Origin of the sequence: Paenibacillus sp. 7541, from assembly GCF_002276395.1 — a bacterium.
Lineage (GTDB): Bacteria > Bacillota > Bacilli > Paenibacillales > Paenibacillaceae > Paenibacillus_AQ > Paenibacillus_AQ campinasensis.
This window is the reverse complement of the sequence record NZ_NQLZ01000027.1, coordinates 1-23,117: the sequence shown is the minus strand read 5'-3', so window position 1 is coordinate 23,117 and position 23,117 is coordinate 1. Positions and strand designations below refer to the sequence as shown.

Sequence of the window (23,117 nt, the reverse complement as noted above, 5' to 3'; positions counted from 1 at the left end):
CGTATGTTACAATCATTATCAACTTAGTATCATGAGATTACATACTCGGATAGGGGAATCAGTGTATGAAATATCCTGCCTCTTGGCTTCAGGGCGCTTCCCTCGGGGAAGCGATTGCCAACGAATTGCGTCTGCAAATCATTAGCGGCGCGATCAAGAAAGGAGAAATTCTGTCGGAAAACCGGATTGCAGGTGAATTCGGAACGAGCCGGTCTCCGGTACGCGAAGCATTGAAAACGCTGTCCAGTGAAGGGTTGATCCAATTGGAGCGCATGGGCGCGGTCGTCATTGGCTTATCGCTCAAGGAAGTCGAAGAGCTGTACGATGTGCGTTACCTGATCGAAAGCTTCGTGCAAACCCATGTGTTTGCGAAGCCACAGCCTGCCTTGATCCAGCATTTGAAGCAAATCGTGGACCGGATGGAGCTGGCCGCAAAGCATGGCGATCCGGAAGAGTTCTCGCTCCAGGACTTGTCCTTTCACGAGCGCATCGTGGCCGAAGCCGACCATAAGCGCATACTTCATCTGTGGCGCAGCATCCGCCAAATCGTGATCACCGTCATTCTGATCACCACCCGGCAAGTATTCAGTGAAGGCGAATCCAGAATTGAAGCGGTGCTAAGCAAGCACCATCAGCTCATTCGCGACCTGGAATCCTCGGATCCTGTCCGGATTCAGAACGCGGCACAGCAGTATTTTGACGATTCCCGAGAGACGCTGCATCTCAGTTTCTCGGAAGGAGAGTAGATCCGTTCATCCTCCCTCTCCCCCTCCGGAGCAGCGGTGTGCGGCTCGGAGATGATAAGGATAGGGCCTGACTCGACACAGCATTCATGGGCGGGCTGCCCACCTTTGCTTCGCCTTTTATTGTCGACAAGTATACACAATTACAAATTCGGTTTATGGATTATATAAGTATAAAGGGGCCGTTAGTATGGCCTTGAACGAAAGAAGGTATGTCTTGTGAGTACGCTCCATTACATGATCGGTGTAGACATCGGAACGACCAGCACCAAGGCCGTTCTGTTCAAAGAAAACGGTGAAGTCGTGACCAAGGCCGGCGGCGAATATCCCCTGCTCACCCCCACTCCGTCAACCGCGGAGCAGGACCCGGAGCAAATATTTCAAACCGTCCTTGCTGCAGTCCAAAGCGTGATGCACCAGAGCGGCATCGACCCGGCACAGCTGCTATTCGTCTCCTTCAGTGCCGCCATGCACAGTGTCATTGCCGTCGACGACGATGGAAAGCCCCTAACGCGCTGTATCACCTGGGCGGATAATCGCAGTGCATCATGGTCGAACCGACTGAAGAAGGAAATGGGCGGCATGGAGCTCTACATGCGCACCGGCACGCCGATCCACCCGATGTCCCCTGTGACGAAGCTGATGTGGCTCCGCCATGAACATGAGGACATTTTTAAGCAGACGGCCAAATTTATATCAATTAAGGAATACGTCTATTTCAAGCTGTTCGGCCGCTACGTGGTCGATCACTCTATCGCCTCCAGCACCGGCATGATGAATTTAAGAGAGCTGGCCTGGGATCAAGAGGCGCTAAGGCTTGCGGGAATTACAGAGGAGCATCTGTCCGAGCTAGTGCCGACCACCCATGCGCTAACCGGCTTGAATGCGGATTATGCCCGTATCATGGGGCTGCTCCCCTCCACCCCGTTCGTGCTCGGTGCCGCCGACGGCGTGCTGTCGAATCTCGGCGTGAATGCGATCCAGCCGGGAGTCGTTGCCGCTACGATCGGTACGAGCGGTGCGATCCGGACCGTGGTCGACAAGCCCATGACCGACCCGAAGGGGCGGATATTCTGCTATGCGTTAACCGAGAAGCATTGGGTCATTGGCGGTGCGGTCAACAATGGCGGGATGATTTTCCGCTGGGTAAGGGACCAGTTGGCCGCTTCGGAGATTGAGACAGCGAAGCGGCTCGGCATTAATCCTTATGATGTGCTAACCCAAATTGCCGACCGTGTTCGTCCCGGCTCCGACGGCCTGCTCTTCCATCCTTACTTAACCGGAGAACGGGCTCCTCTATGGGACCCGAACGCCCGCGGTTCTTTCTTCGGACTGACGCTGAACCATCAGAAGGAGCATATGATTCGCGCCGTGCTCGAAGGCGTTATCTTCAACATGTACACCGTGCTGCTGGCAATGGAGGAACAGATCGGCCGTCCCGCGAAGATCCACGCCACCGGCGGCTTCGCCCGATCCCCGATCTGGCGGCAGATGATGGCCGACATCTTCGATCAGCAGGTGATCGTGCCGGAAAGCTATGAGAGCTCCTGTCTCGGCGCTGCCGTCCTCGGACTGTATGCCATCGGCCGGACCGACTCGCTGGAGATTGTCTCGTCGATGGTCGGCGGAACGCATGAGCATCAGCCGAAGACAGAGCATGCCGAAATCTACCGCTCGCTCCTCCCGATCTACATACGCATCTCGCGCAAGCTGGAAGAAGATTACGAAGCAATCGCCGAGTTTCAGCGCAAATTCGAGCATAATGGACCAGACCGCGTATTGTAATCGCCTGTGAAAGTAGAAACAGCCCGTCCGGCTGCGGAAAGATTCCGCGGCGGAACGGGCTGTTTTTTCTTCCAGGCACTCTCCTAGTTCCCCCATTTTACCTTTGGTAGAATCCAAACCGATGATCCGGGCAACCAGCCAAGCGGTTATTCACATGGTTTTGGAAGTAAATATTGCCTCTATACGCACAACCTGTGTATATTTTTTTTCGGATCCAAGGTGATCCTGTCGAAAGTTGAACAGCTTATAAACAATATATAGTGGTGTGAATAAGATTTATGCACAACGTATTGAATTTGTGGATAAATTAGCGACATACATTGAAAATAAGCCCTTCTTTTGCTATGATGATATTACTTTTGGATGTGAATATGTGAATGAACGGATAATATTATCAACAGCCTGTGGATAAAGTTGTGAACAATTTCAATTTATCCATATTTTTTTGTTTCCACAGGGGTGGAACTCTGGGGATAATTCTACATCATTCATTTTCTTTCGACATTTTCAACTTGGCTCTGGGCCACGTTTGGAAGATTTAAAGGAGTGACAGTTTTGGATAGCCATACTTCCGAATTATGGCAGGAAATTTTATCGATAATACAGACCAAGCTGAGCAAACCCAGCTTTGATACTTGGTTTAAAGCTACAAAAGCATTGACGCTGAACGATCATTCCGTTGTCATATCCGCGCCGACCACCTTTGCGGTGGAATGGCTGGAGAGCCGATATACGAAGCTGGTGAGCTCCACCGTATATGAAGTGCTCGGCAAACAGGTTGATGTTCGTTTTGTCATTGAAGAGCCTAAGCCTGCGGATCCGGTTCCCCAGCAGCCAGCCCCCGTATCGGAGGTCAGCAGCGACGAGATTCAGTCGCATATGCTGAACCCGAAGTACACCTTCGACACCTTTGTCATCGGGTCAGGCAACCGGTTTGCCCATGCGGCGTCGCTTGCCGTAGCGGAGGCGCCAGCCAAGGCGTACAATCCGCTGTTTCTGTATGGAGGCGTGGGACTAGGGAAGACGCATTTGATGCATGCGATAGGCCATTATATTTTGGAGCATAATCCGAGCAGCAAGGTCGTTTATATTTCCTCAGAAAAATTCACCAACGAGTTCATCAACTCCATTCGAGACAACCGTGCCGAAAGTTTCCGGAACAAATACCGCAATGTAGACATTCTGCTCATTGACGATATTCAGTTTTTGGCCGGCAAGGAATCGACCCAGGAGGAGTTTTTCCATACCTTCAATGCGCTGCATGAGGAACGGAAGCAGATTATCATCTCCAGTGACCGTCCGCCGAAGGAAATTCCGACGCTTGAAGAGCGGCTTCGTTCCCGCTTTGAGTGGGGCCTGATCACCGATATTCAGCCACCGGATCTGGAGACGCGGATCGCCATTCTTCGCAAGAAAGCGAAGGCTGAGAACCTGGACATACCGAACGAAGCGATGATGTATATCGCCAATCAGATCGATACGAACATTCGCGAGCTCGAAGGCGCACTGATTCGCGTTGTGGCCTACTCCTCATTAACCAATCAGGATGTAACCACCCATCTGGCAGCCGAAGCGCTGAAGGATATTATCCCTTCCAGCCGGCCACGAATGATCACGATCCAGGACATTCAGCAGAAGGTCGGAGAATACTACAATCTGAAGCTTGAGGACTTCAAGGCGCGCAAAAGAACGAAAGCCGTAGCCTTCCCAAGACAGATTGCGATGTACTTGTCCCGTGAATTGACCGACTATTCCCTGCCGAAGATCGGCGAGGCATTTGGAGGACGGGATCATACGACCGTGATCCATGCCCACGAGAAGATCAGCCAGTCGCTGAAAACCGACCAGGAGCTGTTCAAAGTGGTCAATAACATTACGGAGAAAATCAAAAATCCTACCTGAACAAGTTCAAAGCCTATGCACAATCTGTACACATGTGGATAGGCTTAATTTTATGCCCTTTCTTGGGCTTATCCACATATTCAGTGTCCCTACTACTGATACTATTAATAATTAATAAATATATTATCCATAAAGAGGGTGTCTTAACCGGCTTCGCCTGCAGCAGAACATCCTCCCCTATCTATCCGCAAGGAGTGAAAATATGAAAATCAGCATATTGAAAAACGCATTAAACGAATCCATCCAGCATGTTTCCAAAGCGATATCGAGCCGGACGACCATTCCGATTCTGAGCGGGATCAAACTGGACGTGACGTATTCCGGCGTGACGCTGACCGCAAGCGATACCGATATTTCAATTCAATCGTTTATTCCTGCCGAGGATGATAAACAGACGATCGTGGAGGTGGAACAACCGGGCAGCGTCGTGCTTCCTGCGAAGTTTTTTGTCGAGATTATCAAGAAGCTTCCTTCCCAGGATGTCCAAATGGAGGTGAAGGAGAACTTCCACACTTTTATCTCCGCCGGCGCTACCGAAATTCAGATGGTCGGGCTTGATCCCGAGGAATTCCCTGTCCTGCCAAGCATTGAAGGCAACCAGACGATATCCCTTCCGGGCGACCTGCTGAAGAATATGATCAAACAAACGGTATTCTCCATCTCCAGCAACGAAACGACGCCGATTCTGACCGGGGTGCTGTGGACGCTGTCTGACAATGAGCTGAAATTTACGGCGACCGACCGCCACCGTCTGGCCACGCGCTCCATTCACCTGGAAGGCACGGATGATATCAGTTTCAACAACGTGGTGATTGCAGGCAAAACGCTCAACGAGCTGAGCAAAATCATTCCGGACCAGAATACGCTGGTGGACATCGTCGTATCGGACAATCAGGTGCTGTTCAAGATCGACCGGGTTCTTTTCTATTCCCGCATTTTGGACGGCATTTATCCTGATACTTCTAGAATTATTCCGGACACGCATAAAACAGAACTCATTTTGGATACAAAGAAACTAACCGAGTCGATCGACCGCGCTTATCTGCTCTCCCGAGAGGAGAAAACGAATATCGTGCTGCTGCAGACGATGGAAAATGGCGGCATCGAGATTTCCTCCAGCTCCTCCGAGCTTGGCAAGGTCCGCGAGGAACTGGACCTGGTCGAGTTCAAGGGAGAGCCGCTGCGCATCTCGTTCAACTCGAAATATATGCTCGATGTGCTGAAGGTGGTAGAGAGCGAGCAGCTCATGATCGCGTTTGTCGGCGTGATGAGCCCGATTATTTTGAAGCCGCTGGATGACAGCAAGAGCCAGTACATCATCCTGCCATACCGGACGGCGAACTAAGAAGATCCTGTTCCCAGGAACACGCCATTGCCATTAAAGTTATCCCCAATCCACAGGGGCGAAAGGAAGTCACATGAAACAAATTTTTATCCACAGTGAATATATCAAGCTGGATCAGTTTATGAAGCTGGCCGATTGCGTATCCACAGGCGGCATGGCCAAGGCGCTGCTTGCGGAGGATGCGGTTTTGGTCAATGATGAGAAGGAAGACCGGCGCGGGCGCAAGTTGTATCCAGGCGACATCATCAAGGTGGAAGGCTGCGGGACCTTTCAGGTCGCCGCGCAATAGACAGCCTCCCGCAGCCGCTTGCTTAAAGGAGCGGAAGACGAGGGAGAGGATATCATGTTTGTCAAAAATGTCAGTCTGCAGCATTACCGCAACTATGAGGCTCTGCAGCTCGAAGCCTTCGGCGATGTCAACCTGATTATCGGGCGCAACGCCCAGGGCAAGACCAATCTGATGGAGGCGCTCTTCGTGCTCGCCTTAACGAAGAGCCACCGCACCTCCAAGGATCGGGAGCTCATCGCCTTCGAGCAGCCAAGCGCGCATATCTCGGCTGAGGTAGAGAAGAAGTACGGAGCTGTCAGGCTGGAGCTGTCCTTGTCGCAGCAGGGGAAAAAAGCCAAAATCAACGGGCTGGAGCAGCGGAAGCTGAGCGATTTTATCGGTACGCTGAATGTGGTCATGTTTGCACCTGAGGATCTGGAAATTGTCAAAGGAACGCCGGGGGTACGCCGCCGGTTTCTTGACATGGAGATCGGCCAGGTGGCGCCGAGCTACCTGTTCCACCTCCAGCAGTACCAGAAGGTGCTCGTTCAGCGCAACAATCTGCTCAAGCAGCTGTGGGGGAAAGATGCGGCGCAGCAGGCGATGCTGGACATCTGGGATACCCAATTGGTGGAGCATGGTGTTAAAATCGTCAAGAAGAGGAAACAATTTATAAAAAAATTGCAAAAATGGGCTGAAACGATCCATCAGGGGATTACAAACGGCCTTGAGGAGCTGTCTCTACACTACCTTCCGTCCTTTGCGGACGCGGAGGAAGAAGATGAAGCTGTCTTATTTGACCGATTTATGATAAAATTATCACAAATGAAAGAACAAGAAATACGGCGTGGTATGACATTGGCAGGTCCTCATCGAGATGATCTGGCTTTTTATATTAACGGCAAAGAGGTCCAAACGTACGGATCGCAGGGCCAGCAGCGGACGACGGCATTATCGCTGAAGCTCGCGGAGATCGAACTCATCCAGGAGGAGATCGGGGAATATCCGGTCCTGCTTCTGGACGATGTGCTGTCCGAACTGGACCCGTACCGTCAGACACAGCTGATTGAGACATTCCAGAGCAAAGTGCAGACATTCATCACGGCAACGGGAATCGAAAGTTTGAATACCGACAAATTGAAGGGTGCCAGCATTTTTCATGTCCATGACGGGCAGGTGGGCTCTTAAGGGAGTGGTTGCCATATGTATATTCATTTGGGCGGTGAGAAGATCATTCGTTCGTCCGAGCTGGTTGGGATCTTTGACATCTCGATTGAGAAGTCCTCGAAGATTTCCAAGCAGTTCGTCACGCATGCCCAGCAGCATAAGGTGGTGGAGCGGATTGGCGAAGAAGACCCCAAGTCGATTGTGGTCACGAAGCAGATCGTTTATTACTCTCCGATCTCCTCTGCGACACTTAAGAAGCGAGCTAGCCAGTTTGTAGCTCAGGCATAACAGAATCTGTAGAAGTAGGTGAAGGCATGTCTATGAATCAACCAACTTATGATGAGAATCAGATTCAGGTGCTGGAAGGACTCGAAGCCGTCCGGAAACGGCCGGGGATGTATATCGGCTCCACCAGCGCCAAGGGTCTGCATCATTTGGTATGGGAAGTAGTGGACAATAGTATCGACGAAGCGATGGCTGGCGTATGCGATACGATCGAGATTATTGTGCACGAGGATAACAGTGTCACGGTGATTGACAATGGTCGCGGCATCCCGGTCGGCGAGAACGCCAAGCTCAAGAAATCGACGCTTGAAGTCGTCATGACCGTGCTTCATGCCGGCGGTAAATTCGGCGGCGGCGGATACAAAGTGTCCGGCGGTCTGCACGGGGTTGGCGTATCGGTTGTGAATGCTTTGTCGACCCAGGTTGTCGTTCAGGTTAAACGCGACGGCCATATTTATCAACAGGAATATCGCCGCGGTGTTCCGCAATACGATATCAAAGTCATCGGCGACACGGAGGAGCATGGCACAACCGTGACGTTCCTGCCGGATCCGGAGATTTTTACGGAAACGACCGTTTTTGATTACAATACGCTGCTGACGCGCATCCGGGAGCTGGCCTTCCTCAACAAGGGCATCAAGCTGACCTTGAAGGATGAGCGCACCGGTGCCTTCGATTCGTTTAAATACGACGGCGGAATTATCGAGTACGTCCGATTTTTGAACGACAAGAAGGAGGCTCTGCATGAGGAGCCGATCTATGTGGAAGGCGCGCGTGACAATATTCAGGTTGAAATTGCGCTGCAATACAACGACAGCTACACCGAGAATATTTACTCGTTTGCCAACAACATTAACACGCACGAGGGCGGTACGCATGAATCCGGCTTCAAGAGTGCGTTGACGCGGATCATTAACGATTACGCCCGCAAGACCGGCGCGATCAAGGACAACAACGGCAACCTGTCCGGGGACGATGTGCGTGAAGGATTGACGGCGATCATCTCGGTGAAGGTGCCGGAGCCGCAATTCGAAGGTCAGACGAAGACCAAGCTCGGCAACAGCGAGGTGCGCGGGATCGTTGAATCCTTGTTCGCCGAGAAGCTGCAGGAGTTCCTGCAGGAGAACCCGTCGGTGTCCCGCCGCATTCTTGACAAGGCGCTTCAGGCCTCCCGCGCCCGGGAAGCCGCCCGTAAAGCGCGCGAGATGACGCGGCGTAAGAGCGCCCTCGAAGTGAGCGCCCTGCCGGGCAAGCTGGCAGACTGCTCCTCGAAGGATGCCTCGATCAGTGAGCTGTACATCGTCGAAGGGGACTCCGCCGGCGGATCTGCGAAGCAGGGCCGGGATCGGCATTTCCAGGCGATCCTGCCGCTGCGGGGGAAAATCCTGAACGTCGAGAAGGCGCGTCTGGACCGCATTTTGTCCAATGCGGAGATCCGGGCGATCATCACCGCGCTTGGCACCGGCATTGCCGATGATTTCGATCTGTCCAAGGCCCGTTATCACAAAATCATCATCATGACCGATGCCGACGTGGACGGTGCCCATATCCGCACGCTGCTGCTGACGTTCTTCTACCGCTACATGCGCAAGCTGCTGGAAGCGGGATACGTGTATATTGCCCAGCCGCCGCTCTTCAAGATCGAACGCAACAAAGTGGTGCGGTATGCAGGCAGCGAGAAAGAGCGGGATGAGATCATTAAGGAGTTCGGCGAGAATGTGAAGCTGAATATCCAGCGTTACAAAGGTTTGGGTGAGATGAACGCCACGCAGCTGTGGGAAACGACGATGGACCCTGAGAGCCGGACGATGCTCCAGGTTACCATCGAGGACGCGATGCTCGCAGATACGTTGTTCGACACGCTGATGGGTGACAACGTGGAACCACGGCGTGACTTTATCCAGGAGCATGCCAAGTCGGTGCGCAATCTGGACGTGTAAATATGCCCTGTCCCTTACTGCCCTCAAGCAGTAAGGGATTTTTTTGTGCTAGCGGGCCTTTTTGGCGTCAGGCAGCTTGCGGCCGTAGGCCTGCGCATATTTTCTGACCGTGTTGTAGATGCTGGGGTCTTTGAAGAATTTCTTGAACGGAAACAGAGCCGGTCTAGTATTTACCTCGAGAATCCAAATGTTCCAGCGGCTGTCAATCGCCACGTCGAGTCCGATCTCCTTGAGACGGGGATATGATTTTTGCAGCTGGGCTGCGACGTTCACCCCCAGTATTTTCAGCTCCTGACGGATGTTCTCAATCTCCTCCGCGTTCATATGCTCCGACATCAGCGTTTTGAAATGCTTGACGATGCCGCCGCTGTGATGGTTAGTCACAATTTTGTTCTTGGCTGCGACGCGGCCGATGATGCCCGTGGTTGCCCATTGCCCCGTCGGCGTTTTCTGCGTCAGCACCCGGAGGTCGAATGGCCGGCCCTCGAACCTCAGCAGGTCTATGCCCTGCTGAGCAAGATATTCGCGCTTGTTGATCAGCGACTTTAGCGTTTTGTGCAAGGCTTCGATGGAGGAGAAGGTCTCCTTCTTCTGTTCGTAACGAAGCCTGTAGGAAGGGGAAGCGGATTCCGCGATGCTCTGGCTGTCCTGAAGATCACTGTTCTCGGAGGATTTCTCCGGCGGAACGATCTCAACGGACATAACGCCAATCCCGTAGGTTCCACGGTCGGGCTTGATGTATACCACCGTATGTGCGGCGAGCAGTTCTCTAAGGGCCTCTATGGAATAGCGGCGGGTTGTAGGAATGTAAGCGGCAATCCCTTTGTTCTGGAGAAGTATTTTCGTTTTCGCCCACTTGCTTGCTACGCGCTGTATAGCCAATGATCTTCATCCTTTCCGTTGATTTCGTGCTCCAGCTGTTCCGATGCTCAAACGAACCTAAGTGTATACTCGTGACAGGAAGTACTCCCGGGCGCGGCTTCCATCAGCCGATATAAGGTCTTATCGCGCCTCCGGCAAGTCCTGCCGCGTGAAAACATAGGACAAGAAAAACAAATAGTGGTATAATATACAGATGTGATGATTCGAAATACTTTGCACTGCATTGTATGTGAAAGGAAGCACGGAGGACAGGGCGTATATCCCGACTTCCGGTACAAAAACATACATTCACACAGCCAAGCGCTGGGTTTAATTGTGAACGGTTTGTGAAAGTAATATAATAGAAAATGGTGCATTTATAGTTTTCTGATCATTATTCTGCTTTTTTCATATAGAGCAAGGCTTGGTTGATTGAAAATGAAGGAGGTCCAGCATGGCGGAAGAAAATTTCTCCCAAATCAAAGATCGGGACATTGGTGAGGAGATGCGCGAATCCTTTATGGATTATGCGATGAGCATCATTGTCAGCCGGGCTTTGCCAGATGTGCGGGACGGAATGAAGCCGGTTCACCGTCGTATTCTTTATGCGATGTCGGAACTCGGCATGGCCCCGGACAAACCGTACAAGAAATCGGCAAGGATCGTTGGCGAGGTTATCGGTAAGTACCATCCGCACGGTGATTCCGCGGTGTATGAATCCATGGTCCGGATGGCGCAGGACTTCTCCATGCGTTACATGCTCGTTGACGGTCATGGTAACTTCGGTTCCATTGACGGAGATATGGCAGCGGCAATGCGGTACACGGAAGCCCGTTTATCAAAAATTGCGATGGAAATGCTGCGTGATATTAATAAAGAGACGATTGATTTTGCACCCAACTATGACGGTGAGGAGCATGAGCCTGTCGTTCTGCCTGCCCGCTTCCCGAACCTGCTTGTTAACGGGGTCTCAGGGATCGCGGTCGGGATGGCCACCAATATCCCGCCGCATAACCTCGGTGAGGTTATCGATGGCGTTCAGGCGATGATTCGTAATCCGGATATTACACCGATGGAGCTCATGGAATACATTCAGGGCCCGGACTTCCCGACTGCGGGTTACATTCTGGGACGCGAAGGCATCCGTCAAGCTTATCGTACGGGCCGCGGCTCTGTCACGATGCGCGCCAAGGCAACCATCGAAGAGAACAACAACAAAGCGCGTATCGTTGTGCACGAGATTCCGTATCAAGTGAACAAGGCGCGCTTGGTGGAGAAAATCGCTGAGCTCGTTCGGGAGAAGCGCATAGACGGCATTACCGATCTGCGTGATGAATCTGACCGTAACGGCATGCGGATTGTCATCGAGCTGCGCCGGGACGTCAATCCGAACGTTGTGCTGAATAACCTGTATAAGCATACGGCGATGCAGTCCAACTTCGGGATCAACATGCTGGCGATCGTGAACAACGAGCCTAAAATCCTGAATTTGCGCGATGTTCTGCATTATTATTTGGAGCATCAGGTATCGGTTATTCGCCGCCGTACTGAATTCGAGCTGAAAAAAGCCGAGGCCCGCGCGCACATTCTGGAAGGTTTGCGGATCGCGCTGGATCATCTGGACGAAGTCATCGCCCTGATCCGCGGATCGCAGACGACGGAAGCCGCACGCGATGGCCTGATGGAACGATTCGGCCTTAGCCAAGAGCAGGCCCAGGCCATCCTGGATATGCGCCTGCAGCGTCTGACCGGACTCGAACGCGAGAAGATCGAGAGCGAATATCAGGAGCTGCTGCTGCGCATCGCAGAGCTGCGTGAGATTCTGTCGAACGAACAGCTTGTTCTCCAGATTATCAACGACGAGCTGCAGGAGATCAAGGAGCGTTTCGCTGACGAGCGCCGCACTGAAATTACGGTGGGTGAGGACAGCATTCTGGACGAGGACCTGATTCCTCGCGAGGAAGTGGTCATTACGATTACGCATACCGGTTATGTGAAACGTCTGCCGGTCAATACGTATCGAAGCCAGAAGCGGGGCGGCCGCGGGGTTGTCGGGATGGAAACGAAGAGCGAGGATTTCGTTGAGCATCTCTTCGTCACGAACTCCCATCATTACCTGATGTTCTTCACGGACAAGGGTAAGGCTTATCGCCTGAAGGCCTACGAGATTCCAGAGCTAAGCCGGACCGCTCGCGGCACGCCGATCATCAACCTGATCCAGATTGAGCAGGGAGAAACGGTCAATGCCGTCATTCCGGTGGAAAGCTTCGATATGGATAAGTTCCTGTTCTTCGCTACCCGTCAGGGTGTCGTGAAGAAAACGCCGCTTGAGGATTACGTCAATATCCGCAAGGGCGGTCTGATCGCGATTAATCTGCGCGAAGACGATTCCTTGATCGATGTGAAGCTGACCGACGGCCAGCAGGAGATCATCATGGGTACAGCCCACGGCATGTCGATCCGCTTCGAGGAGAGCGATGTGCGTTCTATGGGACGCAGCGCGACCGGTGTGAAGGGGATCACCCTGGACGAGGGCGACAGCGTCATCGGCATGGACGTTGTCGATCCGGAGCTGGATATCCTGATCGTCACGACCAAGGGCTACGGCAAACGGACACCAGCAGGTGATTATCGTGTGCAGACCCGCGGTGGTAAAGGGATCAAAACGATCAGCATCACCGAGAAGAACGGCCCTGTCGTTGCTCTGAAGGTGGTAAAATCGGAGCAGGATCTGATGATCATTACAGCGACGGGCACCCTGATCCGGACCAGCATCGAGGGCATCTCCTCCATGGGCCGGTATGCTCAGGGCGTCAAGCTGATTAATATCCGTGAGGACGACTCGGTCGGCACGGTATGTCATGCAGATAAGAGTGATGAACCGGATCACGAAGATGAGGATGGCGGAGACCATCATGACGAGATGGAAACGCCAGAGTCTGAATAAGCCTTCGTTTTATCTAGAGCATAGAGAGCATGGATGCGCCCAGCATCTGTGCTCTTTTATTTTTATATTGAATGACAATGGTTTGTCTTGATAGGCTTTACTTATGGTATATTGATAGCGTTTACTTTCTCTTGGAGAGATTATGACGAAATCGGGGTTTATGGCATGAAGAAGATGATGCACTTTATACGTAATTTTGTTCTGGAAAAAACGATTTACCGGACCTTCCTGATCTATTATCTGCTTGGCAACATGCTGCTGCTTCTGCTGCTCGGCATTCTGTCGATTCGCGATTCCACCCGTATGATTACCGAAGAGGTCATACGTTCAAGCAATAAGGTGATGGAGCAGGCGGCCCAGGGAATCAGCTTCTATCTGGAGGAGACCAAGCGGTCGCTGCTTGTTCTGGCAAGCAATCAGTCGGTGGGAGCCATTCTCAGGCAGGACGAGATTCCCGACATGGCTTATCTGCTTCAACATGAACGGAACATCTCGGAGATCATGCAGAGTATCAACACCTACCAGTCGCTCATCAGCGATGTGCTGATTCTGGGCAAGAACGGCTATGTGAATAATTTGAATGCGCGCAGCTCACTCTGGTGGGATTATCCCTTTACCGAACAGACTTGGGCCCTGGAGTCGTTCGAGTCCCGGCAGGGGGACTATTTCTTCAGCCTCGGGATTCATAACCAGGACTACTACATGAACTCGGACATTTCCCGTTACGGAAAGCCCACGTTATCTGTGGCGATGCAGGTGAAAGGATACCGCCGGGAGGTACTTGGCTCGGTTATCGCGAATCTGGACTTGCAGAAAGTGAACAGCATGTTTGAACGCAGCATGTACCAGAGTCAGGCGAACATCTTTATGATCGACGAGCACCGGCGGATTATCGTACATCAGGATAGTGCAGAAATTGGCCAAACGATGCATTTTGCAGGCATCGATAACATCTATCTTGAGAAATCAGGCAATTTCCGCGAACAGCTATTTGGGGAGGAACATCTGATCATTTACCAGCCTACTGTGATTGAAGGATGGATGATGATCTCTGCGATCCCCATGACGGAAATTACGAGCCAGTCGGCTCCGCTCAAATCCAATCTGAACCGCATTTTATATCTGTGCCTTGTGCTGAACGTGCTGATCAGTCTGGCGGTAACCTTCCGGATATCCCGTCCGCTGCAGGGACTGCTGCGGACGCTGAACAAAATCGGAACCGATGACATGCTGTACATCCGAAACAAAAACTATCAGTACCGGGAGATCAACATCATTGGCACCAAATTCAAAGAATTAATGGACCGGATCGACCTTCTGATCCAGCAGAACTATTTAACACAAATTGCTTTGAAGGAAGAAGAGCTGAAGGCGCTGCAGGCACAGATCAACCCGCACTTTCTGTTTAATACGCTACAGCTTCTGCAAACCGAGATTGTATGCGGTAACATTGAGTCCTCCAACCGGATTGTGCTGTCGCTCAGCAACCTGTTCCGGTATTCGCTGCGGCAGACCGGCGAACTGGTAACGCTTCATACCGAACTGAAGCAGTTGAATGACTATTTATACATCATGAACAAGAAATACGATGACCGTATAACCGTGAAGCAGCATATTCCGGATGAGGACGTGCTGCAGGTGAACATTCCGAAGCTCCTGCTCCAGCCAATTGTAGAGAACTGCATCCGGCATGGATTTGGCGAAGATCGCAGAGAGGGGACGATATGCATCAGCGCTGTCAAGGTGAAGAAGGGGCTCCTAATTGCCATTGGCGACACGGGCGAGGGGATGGACAGACAGGAGCTGAGAGCCCTCAGGCAGCAGATTGAGAAGCCTGATCAAGACGTTGGAAACATTGGCTTGTACAATGTCAATCACCGCATCAAGCTGAACTATGGCAGCGATTATGGTCTTCGGATTCGCAGCCGCAGGCAAGCCGGCACCTGGGTATATCTCGTCGTGCCTGCCCGAAGCAGAGAAGGGGGGAGAACGGAATGAAATTACTGATTGCGGATGATCAGAAGTCTCTGCATACTTTTTTGGACAAAACGATGGACTGGACTGCGCTTGGCATTACCGAGAAGAAGCATGCTTATGACGGTCGGGAAACCTTACAGCTACTAGAGGAATTTCTGCCGGACGTGGTCATTCTTGATATTCAGATGCCCTATATGACCGGTATCGAGACGTTGCGGCAGCTGGATGAGACGGTTAAGAAGCCTAAAACGATTATTCTGAGCGCTCATGACGAATTCAGTTATGCACGGGACGCTCTGAGGCTCGAAGTGTATCAATATTTGCTTAAGCCGGTAGATATCGTGTCACTGACAGCCACCATTCAAGAGCTGCTGAGCACCATTCGAGAAGAAGAGATATCTAAGCTGTCCCGGGAGTTCGGGAAGCTTGTGCATACCAGGACGCTGGAATCGGCAAGCATCGCTAAGGTCAAACGGGCCTTAAATCTGCTGCAAATTCAGTATATCGCTGTCCTTGATCTGTTGAATGCCGCGGATGTAAGCGAATCTCAGCTCCGGGAACAGTTGCTCTGGACGAGCTCAGTAATTCCACCGATCATCTATCGGAGAAGCCAGGATTATTACAGTGTTCTGGTTGGACTGGACAGCATGATGGACATGGATCAACTGAAGGAGCTCTCCCGGCTGGTTGGTGCCAGCGGACGGGGTCAGACACAGGAATTAGCGCAGTGCCTACAAGATATCCCGGTTATGATCGGCGTCAGCCCGCTGATGGCAGTTACCGGTGATTCCGCTCACAGATTGCTAGAGCTGGTGAAGAGAAGTGAAGAAGCGCTTATGGCAGGCTTCTATACCGATGATCCGGTCAACGTATACGGAGAGGTGGTTGTTTCGCAAGAATGGCGGATGGCGGACTTCCAGCCAGTCGAACAGGCTTTCCGGGAGATGGTCGTCCATGATTTCAATCTTGAAGCGGCCAAGAAGCTGAGTGCAGATCTGTTCCGTCAAATCCGCAGTTTGCAGATCCACCCGGAAGGCGTATATTCCATCGTGCTGCATATGCTCTACGCGATCGCCCAATCCAGCCCCCGCATGGCGGGAACGACAAGCGGACGGCATACGATGGCTATGGAGGATCTGAGGCAATGCCGCCATGTGACACAACTGGAGCAGCTGTTCAACGAGTTTCTTACCAGCATTGCGGACAGCATCAAGGGTGTGAATCCGGCGGTAGACTTAATGATGCGGATCAAGCAGTATATCGATCTGAATTATGGCGAGGATCTGTCCTTGCAGGTCATCGCCGACCGGTTCGGGATTGACAAGTTCCAGCTCAGCCGCTTATTTAAACAGGAGATGGACATCAATTATTGGAACTATGTCCTTCAGGTCAGAGTAGAGAAGGCTGCTGACTTGCTGATACGCACGGATGAGAAGAACAGCCTGATCGCTTCCGTTACCGGTTTTGTGGACGAGAGTCATTTCAGCCGAACGTTTAAGAAGTACTACGGGATGTCCCCTAAACAGTACCGCCAGTCCCGTCAGAATGATCATTAAGCTGCGCAACGAAATACAAGAAATTGCGCAACAATATGAATTCAACCAGTCACGGAATAGAGGTAAGCTTGTAGTCGATGAAAGTGCTTACAACAATCCAAAGAGGGGGACGTTACAAGTGAAAAGAAAGTCACTGCTGTTCGTGGTGGTTATGCTGGTATCGGTCATTTTGGGGGCGTGCGGGAGTAATAATGACTCGGCTACGGGCAATAACGGAAGCGCTTCCGAACCCAATCAAGTGAAATTGAGTATTCTGGCGTGGAACAATGAGTCAGAAATGAAGCCTGTTCTGCAAGGCTTCCAGGAGAAGTATCCGCATATTACCTTTGACTTCCAGTTCGCTCCTCCAGTAAGAGACTATATATCCAAGCTGCAGACGATGCTGCTGTCAGATTCGGCTACCGATATTTTTATGATTGCGGCAGAGAATCGGAATGAGATTATCGATGGAGGGCATGCGCTTGATCTGACGGATTATCCGTTTATGGAGGTAATGCTCGACAGCAACAAACCGATGTTGAGCAAGGACGGAAGAACGTACGCCTTCACCCAAAACGGCTGGGTAGGCGGATGGTTCTATAACAAGGCGCTGTTTGAGCAAGCGGGCATTACAGAACTCCCGCAGACCTGGGATGAGTTCGTGGAAGTATGCCTCAAGCTGAAAGAGGCGGGCATTATTCCACTGTACGACAATATGCAGGATTTAACGCAAGTGCACTCTGCTTTGTACGGAAATATGGTATTGTCCCAGGATCCTGAATTCGATGACAAAATCTTCGCCGGAGAGAAAACATTCGCCGACGGATGGACGGAAGTGTTCAACGTATGGAAGCGGGACCTTATTGATACAGGGATCCTGACGCCGGATATGATCGGTCTGACGGGTGAGCAGGTCGAAAGTGAATTTGCCCTCGGCAATGTGGCGATGTTCTTCAGCGGACCTTGGGTGCTTGATAAGCTGGATCAAACGCCGGACCTCGACTATGGTGTTATGGGGCTGCCAGGATTCGAAGAGGGTCAGCGCTATTATGTAGGTGCGCCGGGTGTCGGCTTCGCAGTAAACAGCAAAACACCGCGCCAAGAGGAAGCTCTGTTATTCCTGGAATACTTGAGCAGTGAAGAGGGGCTGCAGCTGTTCTATGAAGGCACCGGATTGATTATGACAGCCGAAGGATTTGAAGCGGAAGTTCATCCTGCGCTGCAGCAGGCTTATGAAGAAGGATTGATCGAGGGCAATATCTATCTTCCGATGGTGACATGGCCAAGATATCAGGAAGCGTTAAGAAACCAGTTCGTGGTCTCCACGCAAGATGTGGCTGTAGGCAAGATTTCAGTGGATGAAGCCATTCAAGCCATAGATAGAAAATTTGAAGAAATGGAGAACTACTAAGGGGTAACGCGCCTGAAAGGAAGATGAACATGGGTAAATTTATGCGTCAGCTGCAATACCAGGTGTTTCTGATTCCGATTCTGGTAATCTACACATTGTTCACGATCTATCCGCTCATCCGTTCATTTACACTGAGCCTGACGAATTTCAACGGGTATTCGAACAATTACGATTTTATCGGATTAAGAAATTATGCCAGACTGTTTGCCGATCCGGCGATTATGTCCGGGATTTCCTTCACCGTACTGTTTGCGGTAGCAACGACAGTGCTGGTAACGCTGCTGGCGATTCCGCTGGCGCTCATCCTGGACCAGAAATTTCTGAGTAAAAATGTGCTCAGAGCGGTATTCTTCTTCCCGTCGATACCGAGCGGATTGCTGTTGGCCTTCGTCTGGGGCTTTATCTTTGCCCCGGTTCCTTCGGGAATCTTGAATACCATCCTGCGCGAGCTGTTCGGCAGCGGACCGCAGCCTTGGTTATCGGATCCTGTATTGGCCAAAATATCGACGATTGTGGTTGCTGTATGGGCGGTGACGGGTTGGCATGCCATCATTTATCTGGCCTTTCTGCAGTCCATTCCTCGTGATTTCTATGAGGCGGCATCCATTGACGGGGCCAGCAGATGGCAGCAAATCCGGTATCTGACGATACCACTGCTTGCCCCAGCCATGACGGTCAGCATTCTGCTGCTGATTACGAACGGACTGAAGGTATACGAAATTCCGTTTGCTTTGACGAATGGAGGTCCTGGATTCGAAACGCACACCATTACACACGTTATTGTGCTGCGAGGGATCTCGGAAGCCCAGTTTGGTCTGGCTTCGGCCATCTCCGTCGTCTTCTTCCTGATCGTGCTTGTGATAGGCTTCCTGCAGTTCAATCTGATGCAACGAAGGGAGGAACGCATGCAATGAGACAATCAAACCGGAACCATTGGCTGCTTGACGTCCTCATGCTGCCGATCGGGTTGCTGATGTTCTTCCCCTTCTACATCATTATTGTCAACACCTTCAAGACAGAGATGGAGACACTGAGAAGTCCGCTAAGCTTGCCTACGGAGTGGGTGTTCTCGAACTATGCCAGAGTGTTTGAGGAGACGCCAATCCTGCGCAGCTTCGGCAACAGCTTGTTCCTCACTGTAACCTCCGTCGTCCTGATGGTTCTGATCGGAGCAATGGCGGCATACCCCATGGTATACAACCGCACCCGCTTGAACCGGATGATTATGGTATACCTGCTGCTCGGGTTCATGGTTCCTTTTCAAACTCTGTTGGTGCCATTATTCCAGCTCATGACCCAGTTTCGGCTGATCGACAGATTGTATGGGCTTGTCACGTTGTATCTGGGAGGCTCGGTATTCGTCTTCTTCCTGATACTTGGTTACATGAGGACGATTCCGAAGGATCTGTCGGAGGCAGCGACGATCGACGGATGCTCCATTCAGGGCATCTTCTGGCGAATTATTCTGCCGCTGCTTAAACCGATCACGGTAACCAGTGCCGTATTTCAAACCATGTGGATCTGGAACGACTTCTTGTCCCCGATGCTGTTTCTCAGCACTCGGGAGAATACAACGCTTGTTCTGGAAATTTACAGAGCCAAGGGAGAGTTTACCGTTAACTGGCCGATGTTCATGACAATGACGGTCATTACGCTGATCCCGGTATTCATCTTCTTCATCTTCATGCAGAAGCAGATCGTGAAAGGTATCGTTGGCGGAGCGGTCAAAGGATAAGTGACTGTTAGGCCATGCCCGTCTCCACAAGGCTGGTGGAGACGGGCATCTGTGCAGGTATCCATATTAGGAGGTTGTTGATAGAATGGCCCATCAAGCAATAATTAATGTAGATATGCCTAAAGGCATCATTAATCGAAATATATATGGTCATTTTGCCGAACATCTTGGCAGATGCATTTATGAAGGAATATGGGTAGGGGAGGATTCACCAATCTCCAATACGAAGGGAATAAGGAACGATGTCCTGGCTGCTCTGAAACAGCTTCAGATTCCGGTATTGCGGTGGCCGGGCGGCTGTTTCGCTGATGAATATCACTGGAAGGACGGCATCGGTCCAAGAGATGAGCGCAAACGGATGGTGAACACCAACTGGGGCGGCGTGATCGAGAACAATCACTTCGGTACGCATGAGTTCATGCTGCTGTGTGAGCTGCTGGAATGTGAACCTTACATCTGCGGCAATGTCGGCAGTGGGACCGTGCAGGAAATGTCCGAGTGGGTTGAGTATATGACGTTTGACGGCGAGTCTCCGATGGCGGACTGGCGGCGCGATAACGGCAGAGCAGAGCCGTGGAAGCTGAAATATTTCGGGGTAGGCAACGAGAACTGGGGCTGCGGCGGCAATATGCGGCCGGAATATTATGCAGATCTGTACCGTCAATATCAGACATACGTAAGGAACTACGGGGACAACAAGGTGTACAAAATCGCCGGTGGAGCCAATACCGACGATTACAACTGGACGGAAGTGCTGATGAGCAATGCCGGTGCGTATATGGACGGACTCAGCTTGCATTATTACACGGTTCCGGGCGATTTTTTCCTCGGCAAAGGCTCTGCGTTAGGGTTTCCGGAGGACGAATGGTTCATGACGATGAAGAAAGCGCTGTATATGGATGAGCTGATTACGAAGCACAGCGCGATTATGGACAAGTATGATCCGGAGAAGCGGGTCGGTCTCATTATCGATGAATGGGGAACCTGGTATGATGTGGAGCCAGGCACCAATCCGGGCTTCCTGTATCAGCAGAATACGATCCGCGATGCGCTGGTGGCCGGCCTGCATCTAAACATCTTCCATCACCACGCGGATCGTGTACAGATGACCAATATCGCGCAGACCGTCAATGTGCTGCAGGCAATGATCCTGACGGAAGGGCAGGATATGCTGCTGACGCCTACCTATCATGTGTTCAATATGTTTAAAGTGCATCAGGATGCAGAACTGCTGCCAGTCGCATCTTCCTTCGGCACCTATGAATATGAGGGGCACCGTCTGCCACAGGTCACCGTATCCGCATCACGAAATTCCGCAGGTGCTATTCATATCAGCTTGTGCAATATTGATCATCAACAGAAGGCGGACCTGAAGCTGGAGCTCCGCGGCATGGATGCCCTGCATTCAGCGGCAGTGTCGGGCAGCATCATTACCGCAGACCGGATGGATGCGCATAATACGTTCGAGCATCCGAATGCTGTGCAACCGGCACCGTTCACCGGCGTTGCAGTTGAACAAGGAGCGCTTGCGGTCCAGCTTCCGCCGATGTCGGTTGTCACCATCTCCGTTCAGCCATAAGGATGTGGGGCTGAACCTGTTCAGTGAAACGACAGCTTCTTCTCGACGCTTAACGATGATAGAAGCCGAAGCGATTGTAGGGTGGCTCAGAAGAGAATAGAGGAAGTTACAATCAGTCATAAGACAGCATCCCGGTCATGTGCCAAGGCAGATATGACCGGGATGCTGCTGCATTTTGCAGGATTCTCGTACTGGATGGATTTCGCTCAAGAGCAGCTCGGGAATTGTGATATCGAGATACTATCTTGGAAACCGATATTGTGCAGGCCGAGGGACAAGAACTATAATATGGAATAGGAATAAGGTGATGAAGGCTGCGCGGCAGTCCGAAGAAGATGGAGAGGGCAATGAATCATGACGATCAAAACCGTTAGTGATTTACAGATCGGTATCAAGCTGGCTGAAGACGTATACACGCCTTTGGGCGGCCTTTTAATGCAAAAAGGAAAGGTTCTTCTTCCCCGTGATATTGAGGTGCTTAAAGCTTTTATGGTGGAGCAAGTGACGGTGGAATCTGTCGAAGGGGACAGCACGAGAGTGCCTACTGTGAAATCAGCGGGACAGAAGCCGTCCTTGCTGTTCAGTGAGCAGCCTCAAGCGAGTGCCGAGGAAGAGTCGTCAGCCCGGAAGGAACAATCTCTGCATGAGGAATATGACAAGATGCTGGCCCTCATTAAACGATGCTATCAGTCTGCCATTACCGGCGAGCTTCATATGTATGAAGTACGGCGACAAATGCAGCAGCTTCTTGAGCATCAGAAGGACTATTATGCGCTCAAGTTCATTCCCCGCGTGACGAACAGGCACGATTACCGGTATCACCATGCCGTTCTATGTGCGCTCTCCTCGTACAAGCTGGCGCAGTGGGTTGGTCTTCCGGAGAAGGAATGGATGCAGGTTGCATTTGCAGGACTGCTGCATGACATCGGGAACGTGAGGATTGACCCGATTATCCTGAACAAGCCATCCAAGCTGACACAGGAGGAGCAGGAAGAGGTGCGCAGGCATACGACGTACGGTTATCAGATTTTGAAAAATGTAGCGGCTGTAAATGAAGGAGTTCGGCTTGCAGCGCTGCAGCATCATGAGAAAGTCGACGGAACAGGCTATCCCCTTAAACTGGAGGGAAGCCGAATTCATATGTATGCCAAAATCGTCGCCGTAACCGATGTGTTCCATGCGATGACTCTCGATAAGTTCCACCGCAACGCACAGTCATCTTACGCCGTGCTCGAGCAGCTCCATCTTGAATCCTTCGGCAAGCTTGATCCGATGCTGGTGCAGACCTTTATTCAAAGACTGACCTCGTTCCATCACGGCATGAGGGTACGCCTCAGCAATGGAAGCCTGGGCGAGATCGTATTTACGGATAGCAAGCATCCAACAAGACCGATGGTTTCCGTACACGGGGAGATCGTGAATCTGGCTCAGCAGCGTCATCTTTTCATACAGGAAGTTATTTACTAGTGTTTATGAATTGACCTGAAGGAAATGCTATGTTATATTATTTCTTGCCGCTTTAAACGGCAGCAATCATCGCCAGAATAAATGTTCAAAAAAAAGCTTGCGATGTGAATCTGGTTGTGATATATTATAAGAGTTGCTGATGCGAACGAGATTCGCCGGTAACGAAGCAG

Annotated in this window: 17 protein-coding genes; 16 read left to right on the top strand and 1 reads right to left on the bottom strand. The window is 51.5% G+C overall.

Annotated features, from left to right (window positions below; all coding sequences use genetic code 11):
- The first annotated feature begins 65 nt into the window (after window positions 1–65).
- The 8 genes from CHH75_RS16840 (at window position 66) to gyrB (ending at window position 9,435) form a co-directional block, all read left to right on the top strand.
- Window positions 66–746, top strand: a complete 681-nt coding sequence (locus tag CHH75_RS16840) for a GntR family transcriptional regulator (protein WP_095398717.1) — start codon at window positions 66–68, stop codon at window positions 744–746.
- A 234-nt stretch (window positions 747–980) separates the two neighbouring features.
- Complete coding sequence (gene gntK, locus CHH75_RS16835; RefSeq protein ID WP_095266738.1) at window positions 981–2,528, top strand: gluconokinase; 1,548 nt, start codon at window positions 981–983, stop codon at window positions 2,526–2,528.
- Between the two features lie 555 nt (window positions 2,529–3,083).
- Window positions 3,084–4,430: a chromosomal replication initiator protein DnaA gene (gene dnaA / locus CHH75_RS16830; RefSeq protein ID WP_095266647.1), complete on the top strand. Its 1,347-nt coding sequence runs from the start codon at window positions 3,084–3,086 to the stop codon at window positions 4,428–4,430.
- A gap of 202 nt (window positions 4,431–4,632) precedes the next feature.
- Window positions 4,633–5,775 (top strand): DNA polymerase III subunit beta, encoded by a 1,143-nt coding sequence (gene dnaN, locus CHH75_RS16825; RefSeq protein WP_095266646.1) that lies wholly within the window; start codon window positions 4,633–4,635, stop codon window positions 5,773–5,775.
- A 73-nt stretch (window positions 5,776–5,848) separates the two neighbouring features.
- The gene (gene yaaA / locus CHH75_RS16820; protein WP_095398716.1) at window positions 5,849–6,064 is read left to right on the top strand and encodes a S4 domain-containing protein YaaA; all 216 of its coding nucleotides are present in this window, start codon (window positions 5,849–5,851) and stop codon (window positions 6,062–6,064) included.
- A gap of 54 nt (window positions 6,065–6,118) precedes the next feature.
- Complete coding sequence (gene recF / locus CHH75_RS16815) at window positions 6,119–7,231, top strand: DNA replication/repair protein RecF (RefSeq protein ID WP_095266644.1); 1,113 nt, start codon at window positions 6,119–6,121, stop codon at window positions 7,229–7,231.
- 15 nt (window positions 7,232–7,246) lie between these two features.
- A complete protein-coding gene (gene remB, locus CHH75_RS16810; RefSeq protein WP_095266643.1) occupies window positions 7,247–7,498 on the top strand; it encodes an extracellular matrix regulator RemB in 252 nt (83 codons plus the stop codon).
- Between the two features lie 26 nt (window positions 7,499–7,524).
- Window positions 7,525–9,435: a DNA topoisomerase (ATP-hydrolyzing) subunit B gene (gyrB, locus tag CHH75_RS16805; protein WP_095266642.1), complete on the top strand. Its 1,911-nt coding sequence runs from the start codon at window positions 7,525–7,527 to the stop codon at window positions 9,433–9,435.
- 48 nt (window positions 9,436–9,483) lie between these two features.
- Here gyrB and CHH75_RS16800 read toward each other — a convergent pair whose 3' ends face one another.
- Complete coding sequence (locus CHH75_RS16800; RefSeq protein WP_095266641.1) at window positions 9,484–10,317, bottom strand: YheC/YheD family protein; 834 nt, start codon at window positions 10,315–10,317, stop codon at window positions 9,484–9,486.
- Between the two features lie 433 nt (window positions 10,318–10,750).
- Between CHH75_RS16800 and gyrA the strand changes: the two genes are divergently transcribed.
- The 8 genes from gyrA (at window position 10,751) to CHH75_RS16760 (ending at window position 22,947) form a co-directional block, all read left to right on the top strand.
- Window positions 10,751–13,243, top strand: a complete 2,493-nt coding sequence (gene gyrA / locus CHH75_RS16795) for a DNA gyrase subunit A (RefSeq protein ID WP_095266640.1) — start codon at window positions 10,751–10,753, stop codon at window positions 13,241–13,243.
- 165 nt (window positions 13,244–13,408) lie between these two features.
- Window positions 13,409–15,241 carry a cache domain-containing sensor histidine kinase gene (locus CHH75_RS16790; RefSeq protein WP_095266639.1) on the top strand — a complete coding sequence of 611 codons (1,833 nt, stop codon included), beginning with the start codon at window positions 13,409–13,411 and terminating at the stop codon, window positions 15,239–15,241.
- Complete coding sequence (locus CHH75_RS16785; protein ID WP_095398715.1) at window positions 15,238–16,776, top strand: helix-turn-helix domain-containing protein; 1,539 nt, start codon at window positions 15,238–15,240, stop codon at window positions 16,774–16,776. Before CHH75_RS16790 ends, CHH75_RS16785 begins: the two co-directional genes overlap by 4 nt.
- 118 nt (window positions 16,777–16,894) lie before the next feature.
- On the top strand, window positions 16,895–18,166 hold the full coding sequence (locus CHH75_RS16780; RefSeq protein WP_095266637.1) for an ABC transporter substrate-binding protein: 1,272 nt from the start codon (window positions 16,895–16,897) through the stop codon (window positions 18,164–18,166).
- A 29-nt stretch (window positions 18,167–18,195) separates the two neighbouring features.
- Complete coding sequence (locus tag CHH75_RS16775; RefSeq protein WP_095266636.1) at window positions 18,196–19,080, top strand: carbohydrate ABC transporter permease; 885 nt, start codon at window positions 18,196–18,198, stop codon at window positions 19,078–19,080.
- On the top strand, window positions 19,077–19,901 hold the full coding sequence (locus CHH75_RS16770) for a carbohydrate ABC transporter permease (protein WP_095266635.1): 825 nt from the start codon (window positions 19,077–19,079) through the stop codon (window positions 19,899–19,901). The genes CHH75_RS16775 and CHH75_RS16770 overlap by 4 nt, the downstream gene beginning before the upstream one ends.
- Window positions 19,902–19,986: 85 nt before the next feature.
- On the top strand, window positions 19,987–21,480 hold the full coding sequence (locus CHH75_RS16765) for an alpha-N-arabinofuranosidase (protein ID WP_095398714.1): 1,494 nt from the start codon (window positions 19,987–19,989) through the stop codon (window positions 21,478–21,480).
- A 354-nt stretch (window positions 21,481–21,834) separates the two neighbouring features.
- Window positions 21,835–22,947, top strand: coding sequence for an HD-GYP domain-containing protein (locus tag CHH75_RS16760; RefSeq protein ID WP_095266633.1), 1,113 nt, complete (start codon window positions 21,835–21,837; stop codon window positions 22,945–22,947).
- Window positions 22,948–23,117 lie beyond the last annotated feature (170 nt).

Excerpts from the sequence above, each read along its gene's own strand:
- CHH75_RS16840 (WP_095398717.1), top strand. The coding sequence starts at position 66 with ATGAAATATCCTGCCTCTTGGCTTCAGGGCGCTTCCCTCGGGGAAGCG.
- gntK (WP_095266738.1), top strand. The coding sequence starts at position 981 with ATGATCGGTGTAGACATCGGAACGACCAGCACCAAGGCCGTTCTGTTC.
- dnaN (WP_095266646.1), top strand. The coding sequence starts at position 4,633 with ATGAAAATCAGCATATTGAAAAACGCATTAAACGAATCCATCCAGCAT.
- yaaA (WP_095398716.1), top strand. The coding sequence starts at position 5,849 with ATGAAACAAATTTTTATCCACAGTGAATATATCAAGCTGGATCAGTTT.
- recF (WP_095266644.1), top strand. The coding sequence starts at position 6,119 with ATGTTTGTCAAAAATGTCAGTCTGCAGCATTACCGCAACTATGAGGCT.
- remB (WP_095266643.1), top strand. The coding sequence starts at position 7,247 with ATGTATATTCATTTGGGCGGTGAGAAGATCATTCGTTCGTCCGAGCTG.
- gyrB (WP_095266642.1), top strand. The coding sequence starts at position 7,525 with ATGTCTATGAATCAACCAACTTATGATGAGAATCAGATTCAGGTGCTG.
- gyrA (WP_095266640.1), top strand. The coding sequence starts at position 10,751 with ATGGCGGAAGAAAATTTCTCCCAAATCAAAGATCGGGACATTGGTGAG.
- CHH75_RS16790 (WP_095266639.1), top strand. The coding sequence starts at position 13,409 with ATGAAGAAGATGATGCACTTTATACGTAATTTTGTTCTGGAAAAAACG.
- CHH75_RS16785 (WP_095398715.1), top strand. The coding sequence starts at position 15,238 with ATGAAATTACTGATTGCGGATGATCAGAAGTCTCTGCATACTTTTTTG.
- CHH75_RS16775 (WP_095266636.1), top strand. The coding sequence starts at position 18,196 with ATGGGTAAATTTATGCGTCAGCTGCAATACCAGGTGTTTCTGATTCCG.
- CHH75_RS16770 (WP_095266635.1), top strand. The coding sequence starts at position 19,077 with ATGAGACAATCAAACCGGAACCATTGGCTGCTTGACGTCCTCATGCTG.
- CHH75_RS16765 (WP_095398714.1), top strand. The coding sequence starts at position 19,987 with ATGGCCCATCAAGCAATAATTAATGTAGATATGCCTAAAGGCATCATT.
- CHH75_RS16760 (WP_095266633.1), top strand. The coding sequence starts at position 21,835 with ATGACGATCAAAACCGTTAGTGATTTACAGATCGGTATCAAGCTGGCT.